At 38.6% G+C, this 14,222-nt stretch carries 16 protein-coding genes; 4 read left to right on the top strand and 12 right to left on the bottom strand.

Annotated elements, in window-relative coordinates:
- The coding region (locus tag CWATDRAFT_RS23320; protein ID WP_042712246.1) for a hypothetical protein at positions 1-713 on the bottom strand (713 nt) is incomplete at its 3' end.
- Positions 714-950: 237 nt separating this feature from the next.
- Between CWATDRAFT_RS23320 and CWATDRAFT_RS31985 the strand changes: the two genes are divergently transcribed.
- Positions 951-1,703 carry a glycosyltransferase family 2 protein gene (locus CWATDRAFT_RS31985; RefSeq protein WP_007307311.1) on the top strand — a complete coding sequence of 251 codons (753 nt, stop codon included), beginning with the start codon at positions 951-953 and terminating at the stop codon, positions 1,701-1,703.
- A gap of 63 nt (positions 1,704-1,766) precedes the next feature.
- Here CWATDRAFT_RS31985 and CWATDRAFT_RS23310 read toward each other — a convergent pair whose 3' ends face one another.
- The 11 genes from CWATDRAFT_RS23310 to CWATDRAFT_RS23260 form a co-directional block, all read right to left on the bottom strand.
- Entirely contained in the window at positions 1,767-2,291 is a 525-nt protein-coding gene (locus CWATDRAFT_RS23310) for a hypothetical protein (protein ID WP_007307310.1), read from the bottom strand.
- Positions 2,288-2,827: a hypothetical protein gene (locus tag CWATDRAFT_RS23305; protein ID WP_007307309.1), complete on the bottom strand. Its 540-nt coding sequence runs from the start codon at positions 2,825-2,827 to the stop codon at positions 2,288-2,290. Before CWATDRAFT_RS23305 ends, CWATDRAFT_RS23310 begins: the two co-directional genes overlap by 4 nt.
- A 61-nt stretch (positions 2,828-2,888) precedes the next feature.
- Complete coding sequence (locus CWATDRAFT_RS23300) at positions 2,889-4,028, bottom strand: RRXRR domain-containing protein (RefSeq protein WP_007307308.1); 1,140 nt, start codon at positions 4,026-4,028, stop codon at positions 2,889-2,891.
- 234 nt (positions 4,029-4,262) lie between these two features.
- Positions 4,263-5,222 (bottom strand): lysylphosphatidylglycerol synthase transmembrane domain-containing protein, encoded by a 960-nt coding sequence (locus CWATDRAFT_RS23295; RefSeq protein WP_007307307.1) that lies wholly within the window; start codon positions 5,220-5,222, stop codon positions 4,263-4,265.
- 26 nt (positions 5,223-5,248) lie between these two features.
- On the bottom strand, positions 5,249-6,193 hold the full coding sequence (locus CWATDRAFT_RS23290; protein ID WP_007307306.1) for a transketolase family protein: 945 nt from the start codon (positions 6,191-6,193) through the stop codon (positions 5,249-5,251).
- A gap of 3 nt (positions 6,194-6,196) precedes the next feature.
- Positions 6,197-7,054 (bottom strand): transketolase, encoded by an 858-nt coding sequence (locus CWATDRAFT_RS23285; RefSeq protein ID WP_007307305.1) that lies wholly within the window; start codon positions 7,052-7,054, stop codon positions 6,197-6,199.
- Positions 7,029-7,802, bottom strand: coding sequence for a hypothetical protein (locus tag CWATDRAFT_RS23280; protein ID WP_007307304.1), 774 nt, complete (start codon positions 7,800-7,802; stop codon positions 7,029-7,031). Before CWATDRAFT_RS23280 ends, CWATDRAFT_RS23285 begins: the two co-directional genes overlap by 26 nt.
- A 294-nt stretch (positions 7,803-8,096) precedes the next feature.
- Positions 8,097-8,723 carry a hypothetical protein gene (locus CWATDRAFT_RS23275; RefSeq protein ID WP_007307303.1) on the bottom strand — a complete coding sequence of 209 codons (627 nt, stop codon included), beginning with the start codon at positions 8,721-8,723 and terminating at the stop codon, positions 8,097-8,099.
- Positions 8,724-8,730: 7 nt separating this feature from the next.
- Positions 8,731-9,732, bottom strand: a complete 1,002-nt coding sequence (locus CWATDRAFT_RS23270; RefSeq protein ID WP_007307302.1) for an NAD-dependent epimerase/dehydratase family protein — start codon at positions 9,730-9,732, stop codon at positions 8,731-8,733.
- Positions 9,733-9,780: 48 nt separating this feature from the next.
- Positions 9,781-10,374: a D-glycero-alpha-D-manno-heptose-1,7-bisphosphate 7-phosphatase gene (locus tag CWATDRAFT_RS23265; protein ID WP_007307301.1), complete on the bottom strand. Its 594-nt coding sequence runs from the start codon at positions 10,372-10,374 to the stop codon at positions 9,781-9,783.
- A complete protein-coding gene (locus tag CWATDRAFT_RS23260; RefSeq protein WP_007307300.1) occupies positions 10,371-11,918 on the bottom strand; it encodes a PfkB family carbohydrate kinase in 1,548 nt (515 codons plus the stop codon). The genes CWATDRAFT_RS23265 and CWATDRAFT_RS23260 overlap by 4 nt, the downstream gene beginning before the upstream one ends.
- A gap of 45 nt (positions 11,919-11,963) precedes the next feature.
- Between CWATDRAFT_RS23260 and CWATDRAFT_RS23255 the strand changes: the two genes are divergently transcribed.
- The 3 genes from CWATDRAFT_RS23255 (at position 11,964) to CWATDRAFT_RS23245 (ending at position 14,021) form a co-directional block, all read left to right on the top strand.
- Positions 11,964-12,239, top strand: coding sequence for a hypothetical protein (locus tag CWATDRAFT_RS23255; protein ID WP_007307312.1), 276 nt, complete (start codon positions 11,964-11,966; stop codon positions 12,237-12,239).
- Between the two features lie 65 nt (positions 12,240-12,304).
- Positions 12,305-12,589, top strand: coding sequence for a hypothetical protein (locus CWATDRAFT_RS23250; protein WP_007307313.1), 285 nt, complete (start codon positions 12,305-12,307; stop codon positions 12,587-12,589).
- Between the two features lie 229 nt (positions 12,590-12,818).
- Positions 12,819-14,021 carry a hypothetical protein gene (locus CWATDRAFT_RS23245; protein WP_007307314.1) on the top strand — a complete coding sequence of 401 codons (1,203 nt, stop codon included), beginning with the start codon at positions 12,819-12,821 and terminating at the stop codon, positions 14,019-14,021.
- Positions 14,022-14,222 lie beyond the last annotated feature (201 nt).

Below are 14,222 nucleotides of genomic sequence, written 5' to 3'. Positions count from 1 at the left end.
TAGTAAATAGCAAGAGAAAACAAAGTTGTTATAACTCCAGACAAGACAAAAACCAGTGTTTGTCTATTGATTGTATGTTCTTGCCGATTGTTTTGAATAGAAAAAATAGGAAAAACCATTAAAGCTATAGCTGTCATGGCAACTGGCTGATAAAAAGAAAAACAAGAAATAAGCAAAAAGATTGCCGTTATAATCAGGGCTAGTTTATGAGATATTTTATGTTTTTTGTAAAAAACATAAAATAATAAATATGTTGCTAAAATTGAAGCCAGTAGAGGAAAAGTGAGCCAAGGACCACCAGCAATATAAATTTGATAGCCTGGTACAGTAGCAATAATCAGGGCTAAGAGAAAAGCTTCAATAGGTTTATAGTTCCAAATAATTGCCCAACGAAATATAAAAAAAGTAGCGATCGCCAAATTAAATATTGCAATTAAACGAAATAGGCTCATGGCTTCTATTCCAATTTTAGAAGCTACGAATCCTGTTAGCAGGATAAAGATAGCAAAAATGGGACGTCCTTGTGTAATTGCTACAGTATCGTGTGTAAATTCTCTCCATCTCGTTTCACTATAGGACTGAATAATCCAATTATCGTCTAGCAAAGGATAAGGTAAAAAAACTGTAGATGAATAAATGAGAAATAAAAGCAATAAAATTGTTACAAGTACTATAGCATTAAGATTAAAGTATTTTGCTTCGATAAATTTCATAAAATTACTTTCCAGGAAAATTAATCTATCGTATGTTTTTTTATTAAGTTTTTATAAATAGAGTTTTTCATATCAAAGAAACTAATGAATTGCTTAATCAAGCAAAAAGACTAACTAGTTTGTGCTAAGCTTTTAAGCAAGTCAAACATACTATTTATGGAAAAACTTCGTAATCTATGGAGAAACTATATACCATAAATTTATGTCATTCTCAAAGAAAGTACAAGGTAGTTTTTTATGAAACGAAATCTCTCAATCATAGTACCAGCCCATAATGAATCGGATAAAATAGAAGTGACAGTTAAAGAAATCATAAGTGTTGCCTCTGAAACCTTAGACGAGTACGAAATTTTAATCGTTAATGATGGTAGCACAGATAATACGGGAGTAGTTGCTGATAACCTAGCTTATCAATATGAAAAAGTTGCTGTCATTCATCAAGAAACTAATCGAGGAGTTGGTGCTGCTTACATAGCAGGTTTATGGGCAGCTAATTACGAATATCTTACTTTAGTACCAGGGGATAATGCTTTCCATATTTCAGGGATTGAAAATCTGTTTGAAGCGGTAGGAACTGCTGAATTAGTCGTATCCTATCGCAATAATATGCAAGTCAGAACCCTTCTACGTCGCCTCCTATCCATCGCTTGTACACTCTCCATGCAAATACTGACGGGATGTCGAATTCGCGATGCTCATAGTCTCTATGTTTATCCTGTTTTCTTGGCAAGGCAGATTAGGGTTAATCCAGGATACGGTTATCATATTGAAAGCCTCTCTAAACTATTAATTCGTAGTAAATCTTCTGTGGAAGTACCTGTCCGACTCAACCCAAAACCAGATACAAGTTCAGGTGTTATGAGACCTAAGGTTGTCTTTTCCTTGATCATGACCATGGTTCGCCAATATTATGAGCGACTGAATCGTTGGAGTAACCTCAAACATAGTTATCCTACCAAAAACAAACCTAGGGAAGTTTCCAAATATTGACGAAAAGTCTGATTGTTAGTTCCCTATACTAAATACCAATTTTTCTAGATACTCCTCACACATTTAATTTACTTGAGTTTTTGAAATTTGTGAATACAGTCCACTACGACGAATTCCAAATAATTTTTGAATAGTGATAATACGAGTTGCCATTTTTTTTCCTTGATTAGTAATCGTAAACTGCTCATTATTTTGAACGGCATAATTAGCCTGAGTAAGAATATTAATACGTTCGACAAAACTTGGAAGAATATATAAGTTGGTAATCTGCAAGACAGTTTCTGATTTACTAGAACAACGGGATAGAGTCGATAAAATCTTCAAGGAAATTGACTTATAAACGGCACTATAGATAAAAAGATAGATATTAAAACAAAACCAAAATAGAGCTGCGCCATGCCAATAAGGTAAACCTTTCAGGATTAACGAACTTCCCAAAATTGCTATTATATGAACCATCAGAGCATAAACAAATTGAATAATTACTGGAGAAACCGATAAAGTCATCCTCAGCAAAATCAAGACAGTAAACGCATAAATTGTAAACGAGATAAAACCTACTAAAAAAGAAAGAATTTCTGCTGTCATTGTTTTAATCCAAAAAACAAACGTAATAGTCGTGTAATTTGAGCGACTAAAAAGCCAACTTTCGCAGTAATGATTACTCGATCATTATCATAAGTTGCTAATCCAAAGTGAAACAACACACCAAGTCGATCAAGGGTAAAAGTTTCTAAAGTTTGACCATTGGTATATGCTCTAATCCAATCTTCTAGAGTAAGTGGCTGATTCTCGCGACTTAGAGCAATTAGCATAGAAAGGGTAAATCCCCAAGCGACTAAAGTCCAAAGGGTAAAATTACAAAGAATACCCGTCATTAATATTAACGCTCCCGCAAAAAAATTCGAGAGTAAGAGTGCTAGACTTTCTTGAGAGTTAGCTATTTCAAATCCTAGGGAAACTAACCACAAACCAATAATTAGCCAACAAGCAACAATAAAACGCTTTCCTAAAGCTCTAACTTTCCAGACTCCGTGAGAAAGAATGATCAGTAGAATGGGTAAACTAAGACTAGCTAATATCGCTCCCAAGATAGCCGGGGAAGGGAGAAAGTTGATATTCATCGTAAAATATGCGAGTGGAAACCCCGTCGTCTGAAAACGTCGGGGAGGAAACGAGCATCAACTAACAAGCAGTTGCTCCAACGAAATCCGCTTCCTGTTTACCAATTAACCCCGTAGAGCGTTGGAGCAACACTACTTTCGAGGCAGTAAATTGTCCCAATCTTTTCCAATTAAAATCGGAAACTGAGACTTGTTTTGCGGTATCACCAGAACACCAACCATAGAAAACCTTACCAGCCTTCTTAGCTTTGACAAAATCTCCTTTTCTAATGCCATGACGGGTAATAGTTCCTCCATATTTACGCCTTTTTCCTCCTTTGCTTGGAAGCATTAAGTGAAGTTGACGACGACTAATTGGAGGACGCTTAATGACCATAAATTGACAGGGGGTAATGGTTACATTTCCTTGCCAACTACGTCCATGATTGTTAAGTGAATGGTGAGATTTGTATTCAAGAAATTGATAACAAGCCAAGGCTATTCCATCAACAGCATGAGAACTAGCTGTTTGCTCGGATTTGTTTTTAGACTTTTCTAATCGAAGATGTTTTCTTAAATTAGAAGTTTGCCAACCTGAAATGGTATGAACATTACCCAACTTTGCTAATTGTTTGAGCATCCATTTTTGTCCTACCATAACGGCTGAAAATCCTTTTCCTGACTTTGCTCCTTTTCGCCCCGATGTTAAATCAAGATCGGCTTTGACGTACTCAAAGTAAATATCAGTAACAGGAAATACTTTGCACAATTCTTGAACTACTCTTGATTCCAGTTGACGGTTGGCTCTAATTGATGGAGGGAGTTTACCTTGTTTTCTGTTGTTAAATCGTTTTTGACGATGCGCTCTTAAGTGAAAAGGTAACTTACGATTAATTCTTCTTCCTCTTCTTCCCCGTCGCATCATCCGACGATTATCCATCCTTTCCCTTACCTTTTTGAAGGGTAGTTCAAGATGAGCAGTAAAAAGGGTAAATTTAGCTGATTGGATGGCAACACCAGAAAAGTGTTTGCCTGGGTCTAGACCACAGCTAATAGGTTGAGTTTTACTATTCAAAGGTTCGACTAAAAGTTGAACATAAAATTGCCCTAAATTGTTAAATCTTTTGATAGCTTTTCCCTCTTTAATCCACCGTCTTGCTCGACTAGGTTTAGTTGGCATTAACGGTTTTCCTTTAGGGGATAGAACAGGTACTCTTAACATGGAGATAATCCTCAGAGTATAAGTTTAAGTCTCTTCGCCTACCTAACCCCAGATGTCTTGTCTTACAACGTCCTCCCAAAAGAACTTACAGGGAATCCAGACTAGAGAAGTATCTGGAGGTGTTTAAACCGAGACTAGGCTTATAGGCTATTGCAACTCTTACGTCGCCACTTTTGGGAGTGGCAATCCCTAACTTCAACGTAGTGAAACGGAGTAAGTTAGGGTTGTTGAATTTTACGGTTTACTAGAAGATAATTTTAATTGTAACCAAGAACAATAACCAGCTAAACTTATGACTAAAATGTTGGAAAAAATCAGTAAAGAAACACTTACCGATAGTTCTTTAGGAATTCCGATAACAGCAAATAGAAGGTAATGTAATTGTTCCCGTAACCCAATTCCGTTGACCGTAATTGGGATATTAGTTAGTATGTAAATACTAGCTAAAGCACCAACGATTAGCCAAAAATTAACTTCAATATCTGACAAATTAGTAAAAAATCCCTGGTAGATAGTAGCAGTGATTGATAAGTAAACTATTCCAATAACAATAACCCCTAAAATCAGTTCAGGTTTTTGACAAACAACTCTAACTTTACCAATGAATTGGGCGAAATTTTCTTTCAGAGAACCCCAACGGCCTTCATTTGGACCAAAATTTAACACGAAATTCTCAGCTCGCGAGAATTTAGCCAATAAAAACACTCCAAAAAATAGCACAAGACAAACAGTTAATAAGTTACGGGTCACTAAAAAAACAACTGACGAAAAGTTAAAACACCAACAGATCAATGTTCCAATGATTGTTAAAGAGAAAAATCCCAAGAACCGATCTATGAAAACTGAAGCTGCTACCTGCACATAGCCTTTATTTTGACCGAGATAATAGATCCTTGCCCAGTCACCTCCAATTCCTGTGGGCAAAAAGTTGTTAAAGAAAGCAGCAATTAAGTATTGTCTCAGGAGTAAGAAAAATGGAGCTTTTATCTCCATTGAAATTAAAATTAATTGCCATCTTAAGGTATAGAGAACAATACTTAAAAAAACAACTGCTAAAGAGTATAAATAAAATACAACAGGGATTTGTTGCAGTAGTTTCCAAAAAGTAGTCCATTCGAAATTTCTAAAAAGAATATATAGGAGGATAAAAGTCCCTCCTATTTGGATAAAGAACGAAAAACGTTTAAGCAGCATCAGTGAAATGAACGTAAACTTATTGATTATTTAAAGAAAGCTAACTGTTTTTTTCTCAAACCAGTCACAGCAGCAACAACTTGTTGAGAGGTCATTCCATAACGCTTCATTAAATCTGCTTGAGAGCCATATTTATCTGGAAAAACATCAGGTAACCCAATGCGTTTAAATCTTTTCCCCTCAGAAAAATTAGCCTCAGCAATGAGTTCAGCGATCGCACTTCCTAACCCTCCCATCAGGGTATGTTCTTCTATCGTAACAACCACAGGGATAGTAGAAATATAATCTAGTAGGATTTCCTTGGGTAAAGGTTTGACAGTAGGAACATGAAGCACTGTTGCAGCAATTCCCTGTTGTGCCAATTCATCCGCTCCCTCCAGAGCGGCCTGTAAAGTCACGCCAGTGGTGATAATTAAAGCATCAGATCCCTGTCTCATGGGAATGACTTGACCAATCGCAAAAGGCACTTCATCAGTTGTTAAAATTGGCTCATTTCCTTTTCCTAAACGAATGTAAAGAGGGCCTGGATAATCAACAGTCAAGGGCATTAACCGCTTCATTTCTGCTTCATCAGCTGGGGCCACAATAGACATATTAGGGATCGTGCGTAAAATGGCGATATCATCAATAGCTAGATGGGTTGAGCCAAGAGGTGCATATACTAAACCACCCCCATTGCCAATGAGACGCACAGGAACATTGTGAAGTCCTAAATCAAGAACCAGTTGCTCAAAGCAGCGACGAGTAATAAAAGTGGCAATGGTATTGACATAAACAACTTTTCCTTCCAAAGCCAGCCCTGCTGCCATGCCAATGATATTTGCTTCATTGACTCCTTCCATAAAAAATCGTTCTGGCATCTCTTCCCTAAACTGATTGAGAGTACCAAATCCCAAATCTGAGCCAATAAAGCAAATTCTAGGATCTTCCTTAGCCAATTCGTAGACCATATCAAGACACAATTTACGCATTTTTCATCCCTCTAGTGCAGTTAACATTGCTTGAATCTCATTGTCTGAAATACGACTTTTATGATGCCAATTCAGATTATTTTCGGCAAAATCTACCCCTTTACCCTTGATAGTATGGCAGATGATAGCAGTGGGTTTATGCGTTTCTAAGGGAACTTGAGATAAGACATCTCGTAAGGCAGTAACATCATGACCATCAACTTCAACGGCGGCAAATCCGAAAGCCCGCCATTTATCGGCTAAGGGTTCTAAGTCTTGAACTTCAGTCGTCGAACCATAGGATTGATGTTTGTTATAGTCCATTAGGACGGTTAGATTACTCAGTCTGTGTTTGCCAGCACACATAGCTGCTTCCCAAATCGAACCTTCCTGAGATTCCCCATCCCCAAGAATGACAAAGGTACGATAATCAGCCTTGTCAATACGAGCATTAAGGGCAAAACCAATCCCAATTGATAAACCATGGCCAAGACTCCCAGTAGACGCTTCTACCCCTGGTACTTTGCCATATTCAGGGTGTCCACCTAAAATGCCATCGACTTGACAGAATTTGTCTAATTCGGATTCGGGAAAAAAGCCTTTATCCGCTAGAATTGCATATAACGCTAAGCATCCATGGCCTTTACTAAGAATGCAGCGGTCTCGTTCTAACCACTGAGGATTTTGAGAATCGTATCTCAAGATATCGTCGTAAAGCACTCGCAGGATTTCTATCAGTGAAAAAGATGCACCGAGGTGACCCCGACGGCTGGCTTTAAGCGTTTTAACAATCGTTTTTCGTAACTCTCTAGAACGTTTATCCAAAGCTCCGTGAGTCACAGAGCCTTCAGAAGACTTAGTAATAGTAAGGGAATTGCTCATAGTCACCTTTAATTTGAGTTAACATTTGTTTGGCTTTAGCTAGCTGTTGAGCCTGTCTTTCCCGTTTATCAATCGGATTGATATCGGCAAATCCTCGTCTGAGTAGCTGCTCCGGAATAAATTCGTTGAGTAGTATTAAACACCATTTAATGCCGAATAATGGATAGACTATTTTGACTCTGGTACTCAAGGTTTTGTTCTCGGAAAAGCCAGCTAAAATTTCTGAAAAGAACTGTTGCTTAAGAGAAAAATCTATCATCCTAGCGGGATGTAGTAAAAAATCACTGATCATTTTAGCGGGATCATCCCATCCAAAATATTCAAAATCTAAAAAGACAAGCTCTCCATTATCCTGTCTCAAAGCATTATGAAACCCATAATCTGAAGGACTCAAAGTTCGCTGCTCTAAAACAATTTCGTTGCTAAAGTCCATCAATTTCTCCTTGAGACAAGGTTGACACCAGACAATTAATTCTGATAAAAAAGGAACCAAATCATCCTGGAGAAACTGATTAAGTAATTTATTTTCTATTGTGTCTTTAGGAATTTCTAGTAATTTATTCAGGCGATTCTTGATATTATCAATAATTCCTTGAATGGATAGTTGAGCTTCTGATGCAAGATTCAAATCATGGCTGGCTGGATGCTTACTTAAGTTTTTGAGTTGAAGTAAAAAATCAACCCAGGTAGTAATGTCTTGCGATGTTACCTGGGAAATCCCTAATAGGCTCACCTGAGATATATTCATATAAAGACCATCCCTGTGATTCATTTTTTAAATAAGGCTTAGGAACAGCTTTGATTCCTTGGTCTTTTAAAAATTTTAGGGACACTAACTCAGTTTTCAAGCGATTCCTTTGCTCAGCTTTATGTTGAAAATGAGATTTGCAAAGCGAACTGAGCTCTAGTGTGACTGGTGAGTCTATAAACTTGACTATTGGTCCCTCCGTTAATTCTCTCTACTTCCGTAAAAGGATAGTTGGGAAGTTGAGGTAATATTAAGTCCAAAGAAGAACTGATAGGTGAGATCAATTTAGATTGATTAACTGAAGAAGTATTCATTAATATCTAACCAGCTACTCAGTATTTTAACATTGGAGAAAGGATGATACTGTTGATGAGGATCATATAAAATTTTCCGAATATTGTCAGGAAAACTATCTTCTTTGAATGTCTCTTCTAAATCATCAATAAAGTCGGTACAAGAAAGATTGCTAATTCTCTCTATTTTTTTTACTCTTGTTGACTCAAAATAGACTGATTTAAGAGAAAGACCTAGCCTTTCTTCATCAAACAAATTCTGTTTTTTCATCCAAGTAAAAGCCGCTTGGCGTAAATTAGTTTTGGTTGGATCAAAGTTGCCATATTCTGTTTTATGACTCACAATGTAAACTTTAATATTGTTCTGTTTGCATCTCCTAAAAAATGATGTTACGCCTTCGATTAAGGTGGCATTTGCCATTTGAGACCCGTAAGTAAAAGCTTGGAGTTTCTGCCAAGTAATATCGCCATTAGGTAATTGGCGAATTTTATCCCGAATGATTTTTTTGCTTTTTGGTGTTGTTGAATCAATCCATCCCTTCTCTACTGCTAGACGATACATTAATTGATCATAACTAACAATCGTATTATCCAAGTCAACCCCAATTACTTGCTCTGCTTTAATCATTGAACGATTATTTCATCTCCAAGGCTTGCATGGTTTTGATATTAAAGTATTTAATATCGGTCATCGCATCAGGAATTAATCCGGCTTTAAACGCTTTAACTAAATCCTCAGAAGCTTCTTCAATAGTGTGTTGAGGAACAAAGCCTAATTCTTGTTTGATTTTCTCTGAAGAAACATGATAGGAACGGTTATCATTGGTGGGAGTTGTCACAATTTCAACTTGTTTCCCAACAACATTTTGAACCATCTCAGCAATTTCTTTGACTTTATGATTTTCATATCCCGCATTAAAGATTTTTCCATCAATGGCTTCATCAGGATAGTCTAAACATTTCACATAGAGATCGGTCATATCTTCAATATGAATATTGGGGCGCTTTTGCTCTCCCCCAAAGACGGTAATTTTGCCATTATTAACCGCATGATTGGTTAGAATATTGACCGTTAAATCTAATCGTAAACGGGGTGAGTAACCACAAACGGTGGCAGGGCGTAAAATCAAGGTAATAAACCCTGGTTCCCGTTTTTCTAATAAAACTTCTTCACATAATGCTTTGTATTTAGAGTAATCGGTCAAGGGTTCTAAGGGTAAATCTTCCGTCACATTTTCCGTTTCTTTGATCCCATATACGCTTGAAGACGAAGCATAAATAAAGCGTTTTACCCCATTTTCTTTGGCAACATCAACCAAGTCTAAAAAGGCATCATAATTAATTGATTTTCCGAGTCCTGGATCTAACTCAAAACTGGGATCATTAGAAATACAGGCTAAGTGAATTACCGCATCACAACCAGGCATGATTTTTTCTAACAAATCGCGGCTACGGATATCCCCTTTAATTTGTTCTAAATTGGGATGGTGTTTCACTTCATCTAAGACATTATCGCCATAAATATAGAGATCAATTACCTTGACTTCATAACCAGCTCTGAGTAATTTCGGCACTAATACCGCCCCAACATATCCCGCACCGCCGGTAATCAAAACCTGTCTAATTTTGTCTGCCATGATTCCCTCTTGTCAAAACATTAAAAAATATTAAACCACACTTGTCTGTCATTCTGACAATGACGCAACAGCAAAAGTGAGCAAATTCCTAAAGGAAGGAATCACTGTGACTTGCGTTTGATACGCTTGTTCAGATAATAGTTTTGTATGGTCTTTGCCTGCCCCTGTTTGTACTAAAAATGCTCTCATTCCCAGGGCAATCCCTGGTTCTAAATCTCGTAGGCGATCGCCAATTACCCAACACAATTCAGGGGTTAATTGATGGTCTTTTATGGCGTTAAAAAACATCCCAGGGGCAGGTTTACGACAATTACATAGACCCCCATAAACGGGATGAGTTCCGTCAGGATGGTGAGGACAGTAATAAAAATCAGCAATCTCCCCTCCCATTTCCCTGATGTCTGTTTGTAACTGACCATGAATGGTTTCGACAGTTTCCGTGCCGAAGTAGTCTCTGGCCACCCCTGATTGATTGGTAATGACTAAGATTTTAACCCCTGCTTGATGAAAGCGTTTGAGCAAGGATTTTACGCCATCAATCCAACGAATTTTCGTCGGATCATTGAGAAAATGTTCATCTTCAATCAGAGTGCCGTCGCGATCGCATAAAATCGCTTGAGGAAGGGCAGAAATGTCCATCATACTTTCAAAATGGTTGTAGCAAATTTAAGCAATTTTGATTTCTCAATGGGGTAAGCATTGCCTAAAATGTTGGCTGACATTGCCCCTGCTAAGTTTCCTAACAAAGAACCAATGGCAATGGGTAATTCCAATTTAGCACTCATACTGGCTAAGGCTAAAAAGGCATCTCCTGCTCCCGTGGTATCTTTAACTTGTAGGGTCAAGGCAGGGGTTAATTCTTCTTCCCCTTGAGCGTTAATGCCAAGAGAACCGGATGATCCCAGGGTTAACCATCCCTGTTCAGCGTTTAAATGTCTGTGCAGCTTTTGTAAAAGATGACCGTGATCGCCATGACGACTGGAAAAAGCGAGGCGTATTTCTTGTTCATCTAAACAAAAAGAATCAGCCCGCTTATACTTGGTAATGAGGTTATAACCATGATTAGCACTATTAGTTTGACAGTTGATGGCTAAAAAGGGAGCTTGAGATTGTAGTAACTCCATAATTGACTCATCGATGAGTCCATGGCCATAGTCTGCCACTAAGACTAAATCATAGGAATTGATGGTATTATCCAAGCGATCCCAAAGTTTTTGCCTTTCATTACGAGACAACCCTTCTTCTCGCAGATAATTAATGGAAAAGAGCTTATTATAATCGTTGCGAATGCCTTGCCTTTCAATATAACGCCGTTTAATAATGGTTGGATAATCTTCTTCGTAGAGGAGATCGAGGCGAATTCGCCCATCCAAATTATTTAAAATTAAACTATGAATATCTGGCTCTGTTCCCACTACTCCTGCCACTGTGACAGAATCAGCAAAACTAGCTATATGACGGGCGATAGCCAACGATCCCCCCAAATGCTGTTCTTTCTTCTTAAACAGTGTCGAAATCACTCTCCCTTTTGAGGTTAACCCCTGTACAGAACAGTGATTAAACTCGTCAATAATCACATCCCCTAATACTAAAACGCGAAGTTTAGACATTTTCTCAACTGCGTCACGAACTTCGTCAAAGGAAAACCGTTGCGAAAACTCACTGGCGTAGGTTTTAATCTGGGGGGGAAGGGCGTTGAGATGATTGTTGATTAACTTAGTGGAACTAAAAACAATTTCCCCCGTGTAACCAATGTCTCCACCATAGGCACGAACCCTTTCGATTTCACGACCAATATTATGGGTGACATCTTGACTGGCATCTGCATATTCATGGCCCTTACAATAGATATTGGGTTGGATACGATCAATAACTTCTAGGGCAGCGGTAACCGGAGCAAGTAAAACATAATCAATACAGGCTAACGATGCCAAAGAATACAAGCGTAGGTCATCTGAAAATATCGGTCGTCCTGGCCCACGATTAACATAGGAGGCAGCAGTCACAGACACCACCAAAATATCCCCCAAGGCCTTAGCTTCTTGTAAATGGGCTAAATGTCCAGGATGAAGTAAATCAAACGTTCCATGACACAGTACAATTCTTTTCCCCTCTTGGCGAAGATTGGCTATGGTTTCTTGGCAATTTTCAAAGTCTAGATATTTTTCTGGGTGATTAATTAACATCGGCTGTAATATACTTTTAATACTTTTACCATAGTTTGAGAGAAGATGAACTTCCTGAGATCGTCAGAACAAGCATTAGGGCAAACCTTTACCAAGCAAGGTTATATAATTAAACCTACTGAAAACCGGGCTGCACTTGATCGTATTCAAGATTACACGGCCGGATTAGCGGCTCAATTCTTAGGTTTGCAGACCCCCGATGATCCTCTAATGTTCCTCAATCATATTGATCAAGTGATTGGGATTTCTCAATTGAATAATTTGCGTCTTCAAGCATTGGTAAATCTACAATCTGCGCGAATGCAATCTGCAATCCATTGACCCATTGATTTTTCTACCACACTGTTTATCATGGGGGTATTTAGGAGTATTCCTAGTATTTTTCAATGTTTAATTCCCTAGCTACTTCAGAATATAATGTTCTGCGTCCCGAAGATTTTGAGCCGCCTCTTAAGAGAAAGGAGCCGACTATACCTGGTTATTGGACACTTGAGGAAATTGCTGCCGAGATAGGGATGACTTCTCGTAAGGTTCAATATGATGTCTTAGGAAGACCAAAAAGTGGCATGAAGCCTTCTCTCAAAGGCTATAAAGTAGCTAAAGTTTTGTTAGTTCCTGATCCTGATGCTTTGGAATATATAAAAAAATATCGAAATCGTAAAAAATCTTAATAACATTTTTTTCCAAAATGGTTCCCAACTGGGAACAAAACAGATAGACTAAGTATTAGCACAAAAAACCCTGCCAACTTTCTTAGTTACTAGCAGGGCTACTTCAATAAAAATAAGTTCTTTAATTAGTAATGATCCTACCTCATCTCGGGCGGAAAAGACAAGTGCGCCCAAAAAAAATTTCTGCTACGTGGCATTCCTCTACAACGACCAGGGGGAGTAGCCTAGCATGAACTGGAAAAGATTTACCCGTCGAGATACTTGCCCCGTCTGTAATGGACAACGCCACGACTGTCGGCAAAACCTAGAAACCAACCTCATCCACTGTCGAAGTGACAACGCTAACCCCCTAGACTACATTTACCGTGGCCAGGACGCTTGGAGCTTCAATATGTGGGCTTATAAGCCCGATGCTGATGAATGGGCATCAGATCGCCATGAGGAGTGGTTACTCGAACAACAACAGAAACGGGAATTAAAAGAGCAACAGGAACGAGAACAGCTTAAGAAACTACTCCCCATCAGAGAACGAGATCAAGTTATCCGGTTAATCTTAGCTCAGTTAGAGTTAAGCGATCGCCACCGAGAAATCCTCAAAAATAGAGGCTTCACAGATACCCAGATAGATTCTGCTGGTTACCGTAGCGTCAAACAATGGCAAAAACTTGATAACCCCGTTAGTAATAGACTCTCAGGGGTGAAATGGGACGGGTTAAGCCTAATTAACCACACTGACGGAATATTAATCCCTGTACCCAATGAAGACGGGTTATATACCCATGTTCGGGTCAATGACTGCTCCCCTGACACCACCCATAAATACTATCCCCTCAGTAGTGCCAAGCGTGGAGTCAAGTATCACCTAGCATCAGGTGAGCAACCAGTAGCCGTTTATTTGCCCGATAAGCCCCCCGAAAAACAAATTATAGGGTTCACTGAGGGACTAGAGTATAAACCCCTTCTAGCGTCATTTAACTTAGGTATTCCTGTTATCGGTGCTAGTGGGGGGAACTTTGCCAGTAGTCGAGAAGCGATAGAAACAGCGATCGCCCATGTGAAGTCAGAAGTCAGAAGTTCCTCGCTCCGCTCCGGCGCTATCGCACAGAAGTCAGAAGTTGGGGAGGATGACTTTGAATTCGTGCTTTATGCTGATGCTGGCTCAATTATTAATAGTCATGTCGCCCTACAGTATCAAAAATTAGGGGAATTCCTACCTAACCTAAAAATAGCCGATTGGGGACAATTAGAAGATCAAGAAAACGGCTTAGATATTGATGAAGTTGATGTTAATAACCTTGAAATTACCTTAATTACTATTAAACGAATCAAGGAAGAATCCGATAAACTAATTACCAGCAAAAGCTTTTCAGACTGGAAAAGTGTAAACATTACCCCACGAAACGGTGACCGGATATTAGATTATGGACGCTAAGATAGTTATGTATAAATCGGGTTGTCGGGAAACCCTATTATTAGGGCTGATCTAAAACTAGCGTGAGTTGGTATGATCCTATTAAGTGGTATAAGCATTCCTTTTTAAAAAGAGTCTAGGGTGGGGAGAAGTGTTAGCACGTTAGAAATTGGAGATTTGAAATTGTAAAGATTTAAGTGCGAAAATTAAGTAGCCGGGCGG

Origin of the sequence: Crocosphaera watsonii WH 8501, assembly GCF_000167195.1 — a bacterium.
Taxonomy (GTDB): domain Bacteria; phylum Cyanobacteriota; class Cyanobacteriia; order Cyanobacteriales; family Microcystaceae; genus Crocosphaera; species Crocosphaera watsonii.
The sequence above is the reverse complement of the archived record's forward strand: the minus strand, read 5'-3'. Positions and strand labels throughout refer to the sequence as shown.